This window comes from Paenibacillus sp. FSL H8-0122, from assembly GCF_038005345.1.
Lineage (GTDB): Bacteria > Bacillota > Bacilli > Paenibacillales > Paenibacillaceae > Paenibacillus_AQ.
In genome coordinates, this window is sequence record NZ_JBBOTB010000001.1 from 6359649 (window position 1) to 6378368 (window position 18720).

Annotated in this window: 10 protein-coding genes; 1 reads left to right on the forward strand and 9 read right to left on the reverse strand. The window is 56.4% G+C overall.

The window, feature by feature from the left end:
* The first annotated feature begins 46 nt into the window (after positions 1 to 46).
* Entirely contained in the window at positions 47 to 1546 is a 1500-nt protein-coding gene (locus tag NSS64_RS27165; protein ID WP_341142178.1) for an alpha/beta hydrolase family protein, read from the forward strand.
* Positions 1547 to 2090: 544 nt separating this feature from the next.
* On the opposite strand, the gene NSS64_RS27170 is transcribed toward NSS64_RS27165, so the two are convergent.
* From NSS64_RS27170 to NSS64_RS27210, 9 genes are all read right to left on the reverse strand, one after another.
* The gene (locus tag NSS64_RS27170; protein ID WP_341142179.1) at positions 2091 to 4064 is read right to left on the reverse strand and encodes a hypothetical protein; all 1974 of its coding nucleotides are present in this window, start codon (positions 4062 to 4064) and stop codon (positions 2091 to 2093) included.
* Positions 4054 to 5202 carry a glycoside hydrolase family 88/105 protein gene (locus NSS64_RS27175; protein WP_341142180.1) on the reverse strand — a complete coding sequence of 383 codons (1149 nt, stop codon included), beginning with the start codon at positions 5200 to 5202 and terminating at the stop codon, positions 4054 to 4056. The genes NSS64_RS27170 and NSS64_RS27175 overlap by 11 nt, the downstream gene beginning before the upstream one ends.
* On the reverse strand, positions 5199 to 6929 hold the full coding sequence (locus NSS64_RS27180) for a glycoside hydrolase family 3 protein (protein WP_341142181.1): 1731 nt from the start codon (positions 6927 to 6929) through the stop codon (positions 5199 to 5201). Before NSS64_RS27180 ends, NSS64_RS27175 begins: the two co-directional genes overlap by 4 nt.
* A gap of 135 nt (positions 6930 to 7064) precedes the next feature.
* Positions 7065 to 10532, reverse strand: a complete 3468-nt coding sequence (locus NSS64_RS27185) for a carbohydrate-binding domain-containing protein (protein ID WP_341142182.1) — start codon at positions 10530 to 10532, stop codon at positions 7065 to 7067.
* Between the two features lie 135 nt (positions 10533 to 10667).
* Positions 10668 to 12221: an ABC transporter substrate-binding protein gene (locus NSS64_RS27190; RefSeq protein ID WP_341142183.1), complete on the reverse strand. Its 1554-nt coding sequence runs from the start codon at positions 12219 to 12221 to the stop codon at positions 10668 to 10670.
* Positions 12222 to 12275: 54 nt separating this feature from the next.
* Positions 12276 to 13169, reverse strand: a complete 894-nt coding sequence (locus NSS64_RS27195) for a carbohydrate ABC transporter permease (protein ID WP_076077305.1) — start codon at positions 13167 to 13169, stop codon at positions 12276 to 12278.
* Between the two features lie 45 nt (positions 13170 to 13214).
* Positions 13215 to 14204, reverse strand: coding sequence for an ABC transporter permease (locus tag NSS64_RS27200; RefSeq protein WP_340995390.1), 990 nt, complete (start codon positions 14202 to 14204; stop codon positions 13215 to 13217).
* A 598-nt stretch (positions 14205 to 14802) separates the two neighbouring features.
* A complete protein-coding gene (locus NSS64_RS27205; protein WP_341142184.1) occupies positions 14803 to 16926 on the reverse strand; it encodes a collagen-like protein in 2124 nt (707 codons plus the stop codon).
* A gap of 250 nt (positions 16927 to 17176) precedes the next feature.
* Entirely contained in the window at positions 17177 to 18652 is a 1476-nt protein-coding gene (locus NSS64_RS27210; RefSeq protein WP_341142185.1) for an ABC transporter substrate-binding protein, read from the reverse strand.
* Positions 18653 to 18720: the final 68 nt, after the last annotated feature.

Below are 18720 nucleotides of genomic sequence, written 5' to 3' on the forward strand. Positions count from 1 at the left end.
AGCAGATAAGAAACCAAAATGAACATTAGTCAAAAGGAGATTGAACATGAGATTATTCGAAATATTGCTTTTTTTCTCGAATATTATTGTGCTTGTATTAACACTCTTGCTGCATAAGGACCGCCGGATCATACCCTTACTCATCGCAAGCGGGACCGCTACACTTATTATGTTCATTCATTGGGCGGCAGAAGGCTACCGGATTCAGCTATTGCTGCTGTACGGCGTAACGATGATGTTGTTGGCTGTTTCAATGTATCATTATGTTAAAAAGAACGCTCTGCCCCGAATCCCGCGCTTCCTCCGGGGCTTAGCGTATATGGCGATAGTGATGATGCTTGTTGCAACGGCGGGACTTATGTATGTTTTCCCTGTATTCAAGCTGCCTGCACCGGAAGGTGCGTTCAAGGTCGGCACACAAGCTTTTCATTTTGTAGATACAGCCCGGAAAGAGAGCTTCGACAGCACTGGAGGGCGGAGCAGGGAATTGATGGTTCAGGTGTGGTATCCGGCTGAAACCAGTACCGGCGGTGCGTATGCTCCTTGGATTTCAAATCCGGGCATCTTAAGCTATATGGCTGAGCAATACGGTCTTCCGGGGTTTACTTTTCAATATCTGAAGTTTGTGGCCAGTCACGCTTATCCGGGGGCAGAGATCGCTTCGGCAAGTAACCAGTATCCGTTAATTATTGTGAATCCGGGCAATGGCTCTTCCCGGTTCCTTCATACGACTCAGGCTGAAGAGCTTGCGAGTCATGGATATATTGTAGCTGCGATAGACCACACGTATAATACATTTGCTACTGAATTCCCGGATGGACGGGTCGTGGCCAATACTACCGATCAGCTATTTTCATCCCAGAATGATTACATGACCGAAAGCCAAACCCGCGATATGCTGGGCAAAGTTCTCACTGAGGATGTGTCATTTGTATTAGATCAGTTCGAGCTTCTCCAATCCGGGCAGACCGCAAGCCGTTTCAAAGGGAAAATGGATCTGGCCCATGTAGGCATATTCGGCCATTCGATCGGCGGGGCTACCGCCTATGATGCTTCGTATGATCCGCGCATTACGGCTGGAATAGATCTGGATGGAGGACTGTATCGGCTGCAAGACCGGGGCCGCCTGCACAAACCATTTATGTTCATGAATTCGGAAAGCAATTCCAAGTCGTTCCAGATGGTGATGCAGAATAAGGTCTATACCGATGCAGAGCTTAAAGAGATGGGTTCAACTAGGGAATGGGAGAATCAAACAGCCCAAGCCAAGAAGTTAGAGCTTCAACGGATGCGGGAAGCCATAGAAGCAGGAGGGCAAGTGCTCTACATTGACAATACAGAGCATTTGAACTTTACGAATGCACAGTTTATTTCTCCGATCTTTCAAATACTTGGTGCCACCGGACAACTTGCGCCTGAAAGAGCCGAGGCCATTACGAATGCGTATATATTGGACTTTTTTGATAAATATTTGAAAAAGGAAGGCGGTAAGTTGGTAAACGAGCCGGACCCCCGTTTTCCTGAGGTGAAGTTCGCAGACCTATGACAGAGCGGTGACCGTACAGGCTGTAGAGATGCCGGAGCGGCAATCAGCAGTACCATCGCTTTGTCCGTTATCCGCTCCGCATCTGCAAGGAATTATTGTTTATTGCTCTCATTTTCATAATGGACTGCCCACCCTGCGCATTGTGGTCGGTTTTTCGATTACATTCGGCCTACGTGGCGCGCCCGGTCCAATTGTGGTCGGTTTTTCGATTACATTCGGCCTACGTGGCGCGCCCGGTCCAATTGTGGTCGGTTTTTCGATTACATTCGGCCTACGTGGCGCTCCCAGTCCAATTGTGGTCGGTTTTTCGATTACATTGGGTCTACGTGGCGCTCCCAGTCCAATTGTGGTCGGTTTTTCGATTACATTGGGCCTACGTGGCGCGCCCGGTCCAATTATGGTCGGTTTTTCGATTACATTGGGCCTAGGTGGCCACCCGGTCCAATTGTGGTCGGTTTTTCGATTACATTTGGCTTACGTGGCGCTCCCAGTCCAATTGTGGTCGGTTTTTCGATTACATTCAGCCTTTGACCGTTGTTATCAGCTACTCTCCCGGAGCCGGCCGCAGATTAAGAACGAACCCGCCTGTCATGCTTTTTACGCTTTTTACGATTTTCGCCCCCCCATCTCCCTCCTCAGCATTCACTTCATTTGCTTCATTCACTTCATTCACTTCATTCGCTTCATCCCATTCGTTGACTTTATTCGCTCCCGCCGCCTTCCCTCCTGCAACTCCCTGCGCTCTGCCCCCTTCGTGCTCGCTTCCACTGCTAACCCGCAGGCCGCCCTCATCCGTCAGCTCCAGAAGCGGGGCAGAGTTCAATCTCCCCTCCTCCCCAGCCGCCAGAGAGAACACCAGCGCAGCCTGCTGCATGGAGGTGAAGTCCAGCATCCTGCGCGGACCGGCGTAGAGAATCATATCAATATTCATCTGGCCGTCTGCCCCATGAATCTCCCATGCCAAGCGGTTCCCTGCATCCGCTGGCCCGCTGAATGCCGCGAACCAGGTTGTCAGGCCAAACTCCGTCCCTGCAATGGTGATAACCGTACCTTCTTCTGTTAATGCGGCTGTAACTCCCTCCAGAGCGCCGCCAACCTCCAGCCGCAGCCGCAGGTCCGAGCATGCAATCACGCCGCCGGTCCGGTCGAGATTCGGATGAGTATCCCCGCCATCCGTTATGAAATCGATCCCGAACAGCACATGGCCTGCTTCCTGCATCGATTGGAAGCGTGCGGAGCAGTAGTCATAGCCGTCATGCATGCAGCGGAGCCGGATGTAGGCAGGCTGGCCGTGATTATCCGCATAGACCAGCAGCGGCCGTCTCTGGTTCCACAGGTCACTATGGGTGAAGGAGCCCATGCTCCACTGCGGAGTCATATAAGTGACCGCCCACCTGCCGTCACGACCCTGACCCTGCTCTTGCCCCCGCACTCGCTCTAGTACCTGGTCCCGCTCCTGACCCTGCCCTTGCTCTTGCTCCCACTCCTGCTCCTGCCCTTCCCCCTCCCCTTCCAAGCGTTGCCTTACCTCCTTCGTCTCAGGAACCTTGAAGCCCTCCAAATAGGCAGGGGGACAATGAATGCCGCTCATATACCATTCCTCTTCGTAGGGCAGCTCCTCCCATGGGAAGAACATCACGGCTCCTCCTGTCGCCAGTTGCAGAAACGCCTTGCTCTGGTCCTCCAGCAGCACTCCGTAACAGCGGGAATGCGGGCCGGACCACTGAGCCGTGGCGGGGTGATAATACCCAGACACGGTTCTCCAGGTCAGATCCAGCAGCTCCCCGGTCCATTCCTTAACCCTGCAGTCCGAGGTCTCGGACTGCAGCTTCGAGAGCTCCAGAATGGCAATGTAGGTGTAGACCGGGCTGTTATATTCCTGAAAAGCCCCATGCTTCAGGGTATGGGCATGCAGCCTCCTGAGCCGCTCCAGACCATAGTCTGCATAATCCTTCCGCCCCAGCTTCTCCCCGGCAATTCGGGTCACGAACGCGCCAATAATCGCAATATTGGTATAATCCGGTCCGACATTCCGCCGGATAATGGCTTCGCAGGCACACTCTATGGACAAGACTGCCGCTTCCCGCAGATCATCCGGGAAGCGGTGTCCGTGGCGCGAGATGGCCTGCACCAGACGGCTGCCGCAGAAATCAGCCCAGTTCCAGTCCGGTGGAGCCATCTGGTCCAGCGGCTCCTCATAGAACCAGGACCAGATGCCGAAGGTATCACTTGCCGGGTCGGTATCCTGCAAGGAGATGACCTGCCGGATGATATCGAATGCCCGCTGTTCATAACTGGTCAGCCCCATGTCAAGCAGCCCAAGCGCATAGCTGAGCGAGTCTCTGGTGGAGTGGATGAACTCCGCCTGCTTCAGCATCGTATGATACCCCGGACTGCTGAACGGGGAGCGCAGCATGCAAATGGCAGCGTCATAGCGGGATTCCAGCCCGGTCATCTTATCAATTAGCCGTTGCCGCTGATCCAGCCCTCCACCCGCAGCTTCTGCGTTATCCTTCACGGTCATCCTCCTGCCTTCCTTCATCATCTAATGAACCCGTCTCCTCCGATTGCTCAGATTGTTCCTGATGCATCTGCCCCAGATCCAGAGCCTCTGTCAGCAGCTGCATCACCAGTCCTTGCCCATACAGTGCCGGGTATCTCTCAATGGTGTTATAGGCTGCTATCGACGGCATGACCGGGGTACCTCCCGAGACCCCCTGCACCTCACCGTCTTCACGGATGAGCGGAAGAATCCCCGCAAGTGCCGCCTCCGCGCTCTCCAGATAGGCATCCTCCAGCAGTCCGCTTTTCACCGCCTTCAGGAAGCCGCAGGCAATCCCGGCGCTGGCCGAGGTCTCCTCATAATAATCCGGCTGATCGAGCACCGTATGCCACAAGCCGCTGGCTCCCTGAGCCTGCCGCAGGGCAGAAGCAAGCCTGCGGTACCGGCTGTATAGCTCCTGCGGAACGGCAGTCAGGCTTGCCGTCAGGGCCACAATCTCCGGGACGGCAAGTGCCACCCATGCATTGGCCCGGGCCCAGCGGGCTGCCGACATATGGCTGCCTGCCCGGCTGTTCCAGCCATGGAACAACAGCCCCGTCTCCTGGTCCTGAAGCAGCCGGAGATGCAGCAGCGTCTGCTGCACGGCGGCGGCGGCAAGCTCCCGGTCTCCGGTCAGGCCGGCAAGTCGGGCCAGGAACAGCACAGCCATGTACACCGTATCGGCCCATACCTGTTCCGGAAATTCCACCGCCTCTGTCACCGTATGCTCCAGTGCCCCTTCCCGGGTCCGGGGGGCAGTCTCCAGCATCCATGCGGCAACCTCCTGCGCCCGGTTGAGAAACCACGGGTCCCGGGTCAGCCGGTACAGCTCAGGAAAGAGCGCGTAGGGAGCCAGGGAATTAATAACCAGAACCCCCTCGGCCTGCTGCTTATTCCGGCCCACCCATTGCAGCAGATAATCCGTCACCTCATCTTTACCAGTCGCTGTACCGTATTCCAGCAATGAGATTACACCCACGCCGGGCACCCAGTCCCAATGATCTATATCCATTGCCCAATCGCCCTGGTGCCGTTCGGAGCGCATGTATTCCCAGATTCGCTCCAGCTTCTGCTCTAATGCCTGCCTGTTCGCTAACTCCCGCTTCGTAGTCAAGACGTCTGAAGCCTCCCCGAACCGTAATCGCCCGCTTGAATCTCCGCCTTCACCGGAGAGCTTCCCTGGAACGGAATCTCTCCGAACAGCGCCTTCACCGTCAGCTCTACCGTATCTTCATGCAGAGAATACGCATTCACCAGGGTATCTAAGAAGGGAATGTCCTGCAGCAGATACGGCGTAGCGAACGAAATACCGATCGGCCGGACTGTCTCTGCATGCTGCATGGCCCAGATGGCTTTGGCCGCTTCACCCACCGGACGGGCGGTATTCATCATTCCGTGCAGCGGAAGGAAATAGGGGGCGAAGGCGGCATCCCAGCGGACCCCGGACAGCTCCCATTGCCGCAGTGTCGTCAGCGGCTCGAATTCATCCAGAATATCGACCGCAAGTCCTCTAGCCTTAAGCTGCTCCACAAAAAGATTCATCCGCTCATATCTGCGCCCCTCCGTCACCTTGTTCATCATGATGACCAGCACCCGGCGGACCTCCTGCGGGTTCAGCGGCAGCTGGCCAGTGCGGTTGCGGACCAGGGTAATGCAGCGCCCGGCCAGCTCGCGGCTGAATTGTCTGACCTGCCGGTCGAGACCAGGCAGCAGCTTGTCGTCCAGCAGCGGCAGTGCCCTACCATCCGCTCCCCCGGCACGGGCAGCATGCACGCCAAGCCGCGCCTTCAGCTCCAGAATCCGCCGGACGCTGGCCTTCAGCCGTTCCCGGCTGACGCGTCCGTCCTCCACCGCCTGCTCCATCACCGCGAAGTATCGCACCCCCGGCCAGAGCAGCACATCCGTACCGCAATTGAAGCAGTCTATGATGCGCTGCGTATAGTCTCCCCAGGATAAGAAACCGCCCATATCCAGCGCATCCGACAACACTACTCCATCGAAGCCCAGCCGCTCCCGCAGCAATCCTGTTGTAATCCGCTCCGAGACGGTTGCCGGGACCGGCTTCGATCCAGCGCCGCCTGCCCCGTCTTCGATCCAAGGAAGGGCAATATGTCCGGTCATATAGGACATGACCCCCTGGCTGATCATCTCCCCGGCCACCTGCCCGTAAGTGGCGAACCACTCCTCCTCGGACAGACTATTAATAGTGGTAATGATATGCTGATCCCTGTAATCGACCCCGTCACCGGGAAAATGCTTGGCGCAGGCCGCAAGGCCGTGCTCCTGCATGCCCCGCATGACAGCGGCGGCCAAACGCGCCGCCCGCCCGGCCTCATCGCCGAGACAACGGGTCGTAATAACGGGATTCATCCAGTTCAGCAGCAGGTCGGTGCCCGGGGCCAGCGCCCAGGTGAACCCGGCTGCCCGCCCTTCCAGCGCGGTATATTTGCCGTATTCGTAAGCCAGGTCTTCATCGTCGGCGGCGGCAAGCGCAAGGAGCGGCGGGAAGGCAGTGAGACTTCTCACGGCCGAGCCTGCCCCGAATTCCAGATCACCGGAGAACAGCAGCGGGAACCTGCTGATGCCCTGCAGCATCCCCGCCCAGTCCCGGTAATCCTCCGCTTTGCCTGCGGCCTTCTGAATAACCTCCCCGCCGATGAAGAAGCTGCCCACCGGATACTGCTCCAGATACCTGCGGAGACCCGCTTCATCATCTCCCTTGAACGGCAGTCTGCCCGCATGGTCCTGCATCGTCTGCCCGATCAGCTCACGGAGGCTCATTGCTTCAAGCGTACCCTCCACCCACTCCTGTTCTTCCTTGCTTAACGGCTTCTGCATCATTCCTACTCCTCCCGGCAGGTTCTCTTCCAGTTCAGTGTACCGGATCGCGAAGCTGCTCTACATACAGCCAGCTATAATATAAGTTCAATATTCTACAAATTGCCTGCGCGGAATGCCCGGCGGCTGATTAGCCCGTCAGGGCAGGCTGATCTGCAGCGCCCGTACCCGCTTGTTATTCTCCTTGTTCATCTCCGCATACCGCCAGATATCATTCACAAAAAAGCTGACCGTAAACTCGCCGATCGTCGGCACCGTCCACCGGGGGGTTCCCTGCGCACTGGCATTAGCCGTCAAGGTAATCTCCTCACCCGGCTGAATCACACTGGTATTCGTGTCCGTCCACGAGACCACCCCGCCGTTGACCGAGAAGGCGCCGCCGGTAATCTGTCCGAGTCCGGTCGAGGCATTCAGCGGTGTAGGGCGGACGCCGATGTTCTTCACTTTGGCCCAGAAGATCAGGGAGTCGCCCAGCTGCGGTGTGCTGTGCGCGGAAGGGCTGCCGTCGCTGTTCACGATATGCCAGCCGATATCCGTCACCGTCAGATCCGGTCCCGGTGCGGGCAGTACAGACTCGTAGCTCTCATACTCCAGTCCGCTGACCATCACCTTTCCGCCGTTGCCTACAATCTCTATCCGGTGCAGCCCGTAATCCAGTCCCGTAAGCTCGTAGACAATTTTATGATCGCCCTCCAGCCCTGCCTGCGGAATGACTATAGTCTCCTTATACTCGCCATCGACGTAGACATCCGCACTGCCCATATCGCTCTTGATATCCGATCTCCAGCGGACGCCAATGCCATTGAAGCTGAAGGCGGCTGTGGCATCCTCCTCATAGGTCACATGGGAGACTCCATTGGGTGCAGGGGTGAATCCGGCATAGTCAATGTAAGGATGATCATGTGCGGCCGGATACCAGTGGGAGAGCGGAACATACAGCCCTTCCTCCAGCTTGAAATAATCGAGATTTGCCCCTTTCCCGGCGGAGGTGAAGCTGATCATGTTATAGCCCGGCTGGAGGGTAATCCCATACTGCCGTGCGGTCAGATTCGCGGTCCAGCTTCCCGTAGAAGGCAGGGTTACTGTGGACTGCTTCACGCCGTTCACGAGAATGTTTTTCTTCGATTCCTCATTGGAAGCGTATACAATTGTTAAGGTATAGCTGCCTCCGTTCACGGAATGGAAGCCTTGGATCGTTAAGCCTCCGCTATGCGTCTGCTCCACGACCTTACCGCCCGAGGCGCTGCTGTTATTGCCGGTCTTCAGTGGCAAGGCAAATGCAGTAGCTTCAGCCTCGAACTTGGCCGGATCTCCTGCGGCATGCGGTGTAATCGGCATGACCGGTGTAGTCGCTGATACGGCTGCGCTAAGAGGCGATGCATTGCCGGAGTCATCTACGGCCTGCACTGTGTAGCTGTAAGTGGTCTGCGGCGCTACAGTATAGTCACTCCAGAAGGTCAGACGTCCCGGAATATTCATCACCGGGGCCGCTCCGCCGTCACGGTATACGTTATAGCTGACGACAGCAGCGTTGTCTGTGGAAGCCGTCCAGGTCAGCCGGATTTGCTCATGGCTTACGGCTGCTGCTGATGGACTTCCCGGTGCGGATGGCGCGGCGGTCTCCTGTTCATCCAGAATATACTGGACCGTCTCCCCGGCACCGAGCTGGACCGTAAGTGTAATGTACGGATCTGCCGCAAGCTCCACTCTGGAGTAGGCGGCGGCGTACGTCTCCCCTGGACCGAACCGTTCCCCGGCATACGCTCCGCTGGACGGCATCTTAACCTTCACCTGCATCGTTACCGGCGACGTCTCAAAGTTGACGAAGTTCAGCAGGATTTTATCGGACGAAGCCCCGATGGCTGTAGTCCCCAGCGCCGAGGTATCCACTGCGCGGAAATACGCCTTCAGCCCGGTCAGTTCAGCTGCATTCAGCACCTCGTAGTCCAGCGGACTTCCATGGGTGGCGTAAGCGGCGGCCAATCTGCGGAACGTCTTCAGCCGGGTCTCCCCGGATTCATTTATATTAGCCGGTACCGCTGCTGTATCCTCATAGCGGTGTGTGTTCCAGTTGATCGCTGAATCGAACAGGCCAAACTCCGTCCCGTCATTGAAGAAGGCGGCATGCTGCATAATATGGTCGGCATACCCGATATTCCCCCGCAGCTCCCGGTCAAAAGCAGAAGCGAACCTGTAAGCATACGTCCCGTATTTCGTATTGTCGGAATGATTGTCATTGCTTCCGGTCTCGCTCATGGCCATCTCTTTGCCGAAGCCTTCCTCTGAATCACTGTACACCCGCAGATTCTCATACAGGCTTCCGCCCGGCAAAGGCTGGACGCCGGTCCCGCCATAGCTGTGTCCGTTGGTCACATCCGACAGCGCTTCAATCGGCGCACGCTGGGCAGCATCCCGTTCCCAGCCGTCAGGGGTGCCGTTATACGGCCAGTAGGCCCAGCCGGGAGCAACAATTTTCAGGTAAGGCTGGCTGTTCGTCTGCCTCTCCTCGTCCATCATTTCATGAAGCGCCAGCACCGCCTTCTGTGCCCAGCCGAACAATCCCGGCTCATTTCCCGTCTCGGCATACTGGTACAGATCACCGAATTTACTGACAAAGCCGCTGTAATAGCTCCTCAGCGCAGAGCTGATCGTCCCTGCCGCCAGCTCGCTGTTAGTCTTCCAGTTGCCGCCGATGATATTAACCATTGGCGCAAGATTGAGGTCGCGCAGCGTCTCCAGATACTTGCGGCCCTGCGGGTCCCAGCCTGCGCTGGTATCGGACCAGAAGGAGGTGCGCATCCAGTTGCCGCTGTAGGCAATGCCCAGCCACTTGGCCATCGGGGCCAGATGGCGGATCGCATGCTCGTCGTAGCGGAAGGTCGAGGCGGCAATCGTGCTGCCCAGATGGACATACCTGCCATGGATAGGCTCTGTGGCCCGCTCTTCCAGCGCCGCCAGCCTGAGATAATCCCATTCGAACCACAGATACTTGTCACCGTCATATCCTGGCGACTGCGGATCAGCGTATAGCCCGCGGTCCACGGTCAGCTTCAGCTCATTGCTGCCGGTCTTCAGCTGCTCTGAGGGAATGTAGAGTCTATAGGTTTCTATCCATGTGTTCGTAAGGGGGGTCTCTCCGTCATTCAGCCCGGTAATCTGAATCAGCCCGCTGAAGCTGCCATTGGTGAATACGGCCAGCTGCGGAATAGCGGTGCTTGCATCCAGTACCTTGAAGCTGAACTCTACACCATAGAGGGGGACTTCCGTTAGATTGAAGCTTAGCTCCATCGCCGCGTTGCGGTCCAGCTTCATGCCGCGGGAGATTGTATTCCAGTTCAGGGGATTTACGGGGAGGGTAATATTCTCACTGTACACATCCTGATATACTGTAAATTCTGCGGAGCTGTTATCCTGCTCGCCTATCTGCCAGAGCAGCGGAGACGGCTGGTAGGTATCCTCTGTGACAGTACTGTTATTTACATGTTCTTCCACAACCGCCTGTGCAGGCGGCATTTCGGCGGAGCTGATCTGTGCTGCGGGCAATGATGCGGACATCCATACCAGAGCTGCAATGAGCAATTTGCCTGTGATTCTCTGAATTCGCATAGTAACACCCTCTCTTGATATCAGATAGGGGCTCCCCAAGGGCTGGATTAGCGAAAGAGAATACCCGGTACCTGCCGCAGGCGGCCGCTATGGCTGCTTGCGGCAGGGAACCGGGCGTGCTATGGCCTCTACTGCTTATTTGGCGGCCAGAAAAGCGTCGAGCTGACTCTGAATTTCCGTAATCACAGCGTCCAGGCCTGCGGCCTTCAGCTTGCTGTTCATCTCCTTCAGGACCGGCTCAGGGTCCTTTTCCCCGGAGTACAGGGTGTTCTTATACTGCTTCGTGATGTTGATCAGCGCCCCGATCTGTGACTGCACCTTGGTCGAATCGAACACAAACCCGATGACCGGTGAAATATTCGAATTCTTATTCCAGTCCGTATAGAGCTGCACGCGCTTCGGATCTTCATCCTTATTCAGGTAATTCAGCAGCACATTGCCGATCATCCAGGAGGATACGGAGTTGTAGCCGCTGTCCGCAATGAACTCTACAGTGTTGTTCTCCAGCTTCTTGTAGTGCTTGCCCTCAATGCCGAAGGTCAGCAGGTTGTAGAGCACCGGATCGGTGTGGATCAGGTTCATGAACATCATCGCCCGCTCGGGGTTCTTCGAGGTTCTGGAGATGGCGAGCATAGAGCCCTGGAGGCTCTTGGTGCTGACCTGAACAGGCAGCAGCGTCTTGATGATCATCGGCTTCTCGGCGAGCCGGGTCCAGTCATTGGTGGAGGTCGGATTCATGTTGCCGTAGACGAACCAGGCTTTGCCGCTTTTGACCGCATCCTTCAGCTCGGTCTTGTCTGTGGCCCCGTTCTTGTTGATATAGCCCGCTTCATACCAGCTGCGGATCAGCTTCAGCCGCTCCGTCATGGCCGGCGTGTCGTATTCGTTGAACACCTTCATGGTCTTGTAATCAAGCAGGGTCGGGATATCATTGCTGCCGTCCAGATCCTCGCTGTCAGGATAGGCGGTGAACCAGTGCAGACTGTCGGTATGGTTCATGAACAGCGGGGAGAGCGCCGGCTCCTTCTCCTTAATCGTCTTCAGCATCGGCTCGATATCCTCCAGCTTCTGAATGCTGTTCACATCGAAGCCGTATTTATCGACAATTCCTTTGTCAAAAGCAAACCCGACCGACTGCCCCAGCTCCTTCTCGGTTGGAACCGCATACAAATGTCCGTTGACGGTGGCTGCCTGCAGGTAAGCGGGATTAATCTGTGCCTTCGTCTCCTTGGCATGGGTGTCCAGCAGCTCCTCCAGCGGCAGATACGCTCCCTTCGCGGCATTGGTCATGAAGTTCCAGGTATAGACCATGTCGAACACCTCGCCGGACTGGATCATCAGATTGACCTTGTCGGCCGGCTTATCCCAGCTTAGCTGGTTGATCTTGAGGGTGGCGTTGATCTTATCCTTCAGGTAGGCGTTGATCTCCTGCTCCACGGACGCCACATCCTTATCCGGCCCGCCGGGCAGATACAGGGACAGCTCCACCGGATCAAGCGCACCCGGCGCCTCCGTTCCGCCTGCTTCCGTGGCAGCAGCTTTCTTCGTTGCCGCCGGAGCCGTGGTGCTCTCTCCCGCTTTCTCTGTAGGCGCAGCGGTATTGCCGCCATTCCCCGCACATCCGGCCAGGGTGAATCCGGCTATCAGCACAAGCGACAGCAGCAGACCTGTGACTTTTTTACCTGCCATACTTTTTTCCTCCCCTTGATGGAACAAATATATGCTAATCGGTAGGTTCCGAGGTTAGCCTTTGATAGAGCCGAGCGTCAGTCCTTTGATAAAATACCGCTGGAAGAACGGATAGGCCAGCACAATCGGCCCAATGCCGATCAGCGCCATCGCCATGCGGATCGTCTCGCCCGGCAATTTGGCCAGCTCGGTGGCCGAGCCTTGAATGAGTGCCCCGTTGCGGCTCAGGTAGTCTGCCTGGGAGATCATTTTGTACATGAGATATTGGAGGGAATAGAGGTCTGTATCGGTAATGAAAATCATGCTGTTAAACCAGTCATTCCAGTAATGCAGCGTGTTGAATAGTCCAATGGTAGCGAACACCGGCAGAGATAGCGGGAACACGATCCGGAAGAACGTCCGCAGCTCCCCCGCCCCGTCAATCGTAGAGGCTTCAATCAGCGCGGGTGGCACGCTCATCTGGAAGTACGTCTTCATAATCAGCACATTGAACGGGGACAGCAGCATCGGCACAACCAGCGCCCAGATGGAGTTCTTGAGGTCGAGCACCTGGGTGTAGACCATATACCACGGTACCAGCCCGCCGCCGAACAGCATGGTGAAGAAGATCAGGAAAGCGAACACTCCCCGGTACCGGAAATCAGCCCGCGAGATCGGATAAGCATACAGGGAGGAGATGAACACACTGACCAGCGTTCCGGTAATGGTGACGAAGAACGAGATGCCGTATGCCCGCAGCACCACGCTGTAATCCTTGAAGATATAAGCGTACGCCTCCAGACTAAGCTTCTCCGGGATGAATTGATACCCGTTGCGCACGATGTAATCGTAGTCGGTAATGGAGATCATGAAGACGAGTACAATCGGCAGCAGGCAGGCCAGAGACAGGATGATAAAAATAATATGGAGGAGAACGTTAGTGAATCGGGATATTTCGTTATTAGCCACGGATTTCCACTCCTTCTTAGGGTACGTGCACCGCCTGACTTTTATCTAGAAAACCGCCTGATCCTTGTCAACCTTACGCACGATCCAGTTCGAGCCGAGGACCAGGAAAAAGCCGACCACCGATTGGTATAATCCGGCCGCTGCGGACATCCCCAGGTTACCCATATTAATCAGCGCGTTATAGACGTAGGTGTCGATGACCAGTGTGGTCGGGTACAGCGCCCCGGAGTTCAGTGTCGTCTGGTAGAACAGCCCGAAGTCGGAACGGAAGATGCCCCCGATCGCCAGAATCGTTGTAATAATAATGACCGGCCGGATCAGCGGAATGGTGATGTGCAGAATCTGCTTCCACTTGCTGGCACCGTCGATCAGAGCCGCTTCATAGTACTCGTTGTCAATGCCGATAATCGCCGCCAGATAGATGACACAGCCATAGCCCACCCCTTTCCAGAGATTGATCAGCGGCAGAATGAACGGCCAGTACTTCGGCTCCGAATACCAGTTCAGCTCATCCAGCCCGAACAGGGCGAAGACCCCTTTATTAATGAAACCGTATTCAACATTCAGAAAAGCGAACACCAGATAGCTCACCACCACCATCGACAGGAAGTAGGGGAAGAACATGATGCTCTGATAGAATTTGGCGGCCAGCTTGTTCCTCAGCTCATTCAGGGCAACCGCAATGGATACGGCAAAAACCAGATTGAGCACAATGAACACGAAGTTGTAGAGCACCGTATTGCGCGTGATAATCCAGGCATCCGAGGTGGCGAACAGAAATTTGAAGTTATCCAGCCCCACCCACGGACTGCCAAGAATCCCGTCCACATAGTTGATATTCTTGAACGCAATCACAATCCCGAACATCGGCAGATAATTGTTGATCAGTAAAAATACTACGCCCGGCAGCAGCATCAGAAGCAGCACCTTATGCTTCAGCAGATGCTTCAGCATCATGGGCTTCTTCTTCGTGCTCTTGCGTACCGGTAAGCTGCTGCCCGGACCCGCCACACTTCTCTTCCCTTGAGTAATCATTCCTTCCGCCTCCTGATTCCTTCAGCAGTCCCTCTCTCTTCCCTGACTTAAGTGTAGCCGCAGGAGGCCCCATGCTAAATAAGGCCATCTATAATAAAAGTTCAAAATCCTACGGAGTTTGGAAGGACCTCGCTTCTGCTTCTGGACATCTGCGAATTCAGGGGCAGTAATGCTCCCCGTGCTCCCTTTTTTTAGGTTGCATCCCGCCCACGCGTCTTCGCGGCAACGCATTGTGTTCGGTTTTTCGCATACATTTTGTCCACACGCCTTCTCACCGGCCGCTTTTAAGGAGCAGTAATGTTGCACTTTTGGCAGGGTTCACCTATACCTTTTACTGGTTGCAAGTACAATGTTGCATGATTTGCACAAATTCCGGTGCTTCGAGCAAGTCAGCGCTGAATTTGTTGCAGTTCGTGCAGGATTTCAGCATTGACCGCTTCTTTGGGGCAGTATTTGTTGCACTTTTGGCAGGATTCCTCTTAAAATGTTACTGCCGAAAATCATAATTTCCTAAACAAGAACAAAAAAGGCGCTCCACAATGATTGCTGTGGAACGCTCTTTTAGCTGAAGCTTATGGGTCTGATCCGCCTGCCGGGATTAAGTCAGTCTGTGAACAGACCATACGACGCCCGACGAGGAGCCGCCAAGATCAAGCGGAATAGTTAATCCGTCTGCTACATAGAACAGTCCGATTACATCGCCTGCCGTTAATTCAAATTCACCCGTCAAGGTTACTGTGCCATTGCCCAGTATCGTCCGCAGGGACAACACAAGCGCAATGTTAACATTCAGCAGAGGGAACAGTCCGGTGACCAGATCTGTCACAGTAGGAGACGTTCTCCGCACCACAAAAGCCGGATCAATCCCCGCACCTATCGCAATGGAGATTGCAGCCGTAGTGCTGTAGTTAATGGTCGCCTCAAACGAATATCGGCCGGATACCGGTATCGTGTAGTTGCCCGTAGTCTCATTAAATGTCGCACTGTCATAGTAAGGCGAAGTCACCGTCCAGCCCGTAAGCTGCGTACTGGCCGAAGCGGAGAACGTTGGCAGGAAGGCAGAGAATCCTTCTGTTGCAATATTCGGGCCGGTTGCTCCGGTCGCCCCGGTCACTCCCACGCCTGTTGCTCCGGTCGCACCGGTTACTCCTACTCCCGTTGCTCCAGTCGCACCGGTCACTCCTACTCCCGTTGCTCCAGTCGCCCCGGTCACTCCCACTCCCGTTGCACCTGTCGCACCGGTTACTCCTACTCCCGTTGCTCCAGTCGCACCGGTCACTCCTACTCCCGTTGCTCCGGTCGCACCGGTCACTCCTACTCCCGTTGCCCCGGTCGCACCGGTTACTCCTACTCCCGTTGCTCCAGTCGCACCGGTCACTCCTACTCCCGTTGCTCCAGTCGCACCGGTCACTCCTACTCCCGTTGCTCCAGTCGCACCGGTCACTCCCACGCCCGTTGCTCCAGTCGCACCGGTCACTCCCACGCCCGTTGCTCCAGTCGCCCCGGTCACTCCCACTCCCGTTGCCCCGGTCACTCCCACGCCCGTTGCGCCTGTCCCGCCTGTCGGGCCCGTCACTCCAGTCGCTCCAGCCCCAGTCGCCCCGGTTACTCCCACTCCCGTTGCGCCTGTCGGGCCCGTTGCGCCTGTCACTCCGGTCGCTCCAGCCCCGGTCGCCCCGGTTACTCCCACTCCCGTTGCGCCTGTCGAGCCTGTCACTCCTGTCGCACCCGTTGCTCCGGTCACTCCCCCGCCCGTTGCCCCTGTTGCACCCGCTACACCCGTTGCGCCTGTCGGGCCCGTTGCGCCCGTTGCGCCTGTCGCACCCGTTGCTCCGGTCACTCCCCCGCCCGTTGCCCCTGTTGCACCCGCTACACCCGTTGCGCCTGTCCCGCCTGTCGGGCCTGTCGGACCCGTCACTCCGGTCGCACCCGTTGCACCGGTCACTCCCGCGCCCGTTGCGCCTGTTGCGCCTGTCGGACCCGTCACTCCAGTCGCTCCAGCCCCAGTCGCCCCGGTCACTCCCACTCCCGTTGCGCCTGTTGCGCCTGTCGGGCCCGTCACTCCAGTCGCTCCAGCCCCAGTCGCCCCGGTTACTCCCACGCCCGTTGCGCCTGTTGCGCCTGTCGGACCCGTCACTCCGGTCGCACCCGTTGCACCGGTCACTCCTGCGCCCGTTGCGCCTGTTGGACCCGTCACGCCCGTTGCGCCTGTTGGACCCGTCACGCCCGTTGCGCCTGTCCCTCCTGTCGGGCCCGTCACTCCGGTCGCTCCAGCACCAGTCGCCCCGGTTACTCCCACTCCCGTTGCGCCTGCCGGGCCTGTGGCTCCGGTCGCCCCGTTCGCTCCAGTGGCCCCCGTACCGCCAGTATCGCCCAATAATTCAGCCGAGACCACCCGGTGGGCGGTGACGAGCTGGCCGGTGCTGCTCTTGCCCCATACGGAGATCTGAATCGGGTCATCCCCAGTAGCCGGAGTGACAAACACAAATTCAAAAGCATCCAAATCCGCATAATAAGTAGAAGTAATAGATTCATTGGCAGCTATATTAAGTGGTTGACTGACATACAGTACCCGCATGCCCCCCTGCATGTAATAGCCTTGTACCAATACTGTAGAAGCTGAAACGCTGCTGCGGTTATCTATTCTGACCGTAACCTGTGTGGTGGGTCTTACCCCTCCAACTGCATTGTTTTCCAGTGGTCCTGTAGATAGTAGAGTCATTTCCCAATCTCCTTTAACGACAGATTTGTATTCTACTGCTAGATTGTCCTTTCCTCGCTTAATCTATCTCTTGACTACATAGAATCTAGCAGCAGAAAGATGGATCAATATAGTAATATTCTGCGATTCCGGCACGGTGTGTGCAGTAGAGCTAGATTCCGGCAGACATCCCATATAAATAGGAGACAACACAAAAGGGCCCTCCCGCGAGCCGCACTGGCCGGGAAAGGTCCCTGAATATAAGCCTATTCTATTCACGTCCGCTGCTTGAACGGTTCTGCAGGCTCTCCCCCAATAACGGGGCGCGGGGATCGAACTGCGGATAGATATATTCCTCACGCCGAAAAGAATACCCGGTAGCTGCAATGTCCAGCATCTGATTCAGCCGCTCACTCTCGCTGCCCAGTCCCTGGTCCAGCGGAATGTCCCCCGCGATGATCCGCAGATACAGCTGCATTCTTGGACGGTCGCCTGAATAACGCGGCTCCATGGATACCGTATTCGGATCATACTGGTCCATGATCTGCGGGGATAGCGGATAGATCGATTCTGCTGCGGTGGGATAGAATTCCCTGAAGTGGCGCAGCCCGCGTGAAGCGCCCGGCTTATCCATAATCCCGTCTGTCACCGGGAGGGCGAGCGCCTGCTGATACAGCATGCCCAGGAACTCCTTCGATTGAAGAAAAGTCCAGACCTTCACCGCAGCCTCCCGGCTCTGCGCCGCACTGTTCACCACCAGCGGAGCTTGGGGGACCATCATCAGGGCCCCGGCCCCGCGCCGTGACAGGTCCGCCGCCGGAGGGAGCGCCACCCCCCAGTCATCCTTAGGCATATACTCCTGCAGCTTGACATAATCTTTGCTGGTAACATACATCATACCAATATTGCCATCCGCGAACTGCCGGAGCGCGCTGCTCAGCTTCAGAAGAGTCTCCCCCGGGTAGAGGCTGCCCTGCTGCTTCATCTCCCGCACCATTTGCAGCCAAGGGGCATACACACTCAGGTCATAACGGCCCGACCGGTAATCATAGAGATAATAACCGCTGAAGGTATTCGATAGCTCCAGTCCGGCCTGGAGACTGGCCCGGCTATCCCCGGCGGGCAACGCGAAGCCGTATTTGTTCACCGGCGCTCCGGCCCGGCTGATCTGCAGGGCCGCCTGCTCCAGTGCGGCGAAGGTAAGCGGAGGCTGCTCCGGGTCAAGTCCGGCGGTCCGGAACAATTGCTTATTATAGATCAGACGCACGGTATCAATACTGGAGGGCATGAAGTAGATTCCGCCCTTGAACAACGAGCCGGACGCGTACTTCCTGGCCCATACCGGAAAACGCAGCAGCCATCCGGCATCCAGATCAGCAGACAGATTAGCAAGATACCCCTTGTTGACGTAAGTGGCCAGCCAGGCGTTATCGACACTGAACACATCCGGCCCCTGCCCGGAGGTCATCAGCATATTTAAGGTATCGTCGTAGGCGTCTGTAGCAAGGTTCATCACTACGATCTCAATCTGATCGGGATTCGTTTTATTATAATGGCTGATGGCATTCTTCACTTCCAGGTTCTCCGTCCAGTCAGACAGGGCGACCCTCACCCGGATGGTCTGCGCCGCCGGTAGAGCCTTCCCGCCTTGAGTGAGGTCCGGCAGCAGCGGGCGGTCATAGACAAAAGTATAGATAGCCAGCCCGCATCCTAAGATGGCAATAAGATAGAACAGTAACCTTTTCACACCGCACCTCCTGCGTTGACATCCTGACTTCAAGCGTTTTACAATGTATACCAATTATTGACTTACTA

Bases quoted from the DNA above. Each gene is read 5' to 3' on its own strand.
- NSS64_RS27165 (WP_341142178.1), top strand. From the start codon at position 47: ATGAGATTATTCGAAATATTGCTTTTTTTCTCGAATATTATTGTGCTT.
- NSS64_RS27180 (WP_341142181.1), bottom strand. From the start codon at position 6,929: ATGATGCAGAAGCCGTTAAGCAAGGAAGAACAGGAGTGGGTGGAGGGT.
- NSS64_RS27185 (WP_341142182.1), bottom strand. From the start codon at position 10,532: ATGCGAATTCAGAGAATCACAGGCAAATTGCTCATTGCAGCTCTGGTA.
- NSS64_RS27190 (WP_341142183.1), bottom strand. From the start codon at position 12,221: ATGGCAGGTAAAAAAGTCACAGGTCTGCTGCTGTCGCTTGTGCTGATA.
- NSS64_RS27200 (WP_340995390.1), bottom strand. From the start codon at position 14,204: ATGATTACTCAAGGGAAGAGAAGTGTGGCGGGTCCGGGCAGCAGCTTA.
- NSS64_RS27205 (WP_341142184.1), bottom strand. From the start codon at position 16,926: ATGACTCTACTATCTACAGGACCACTGGAAAACAATGCAGTTGGAGGG.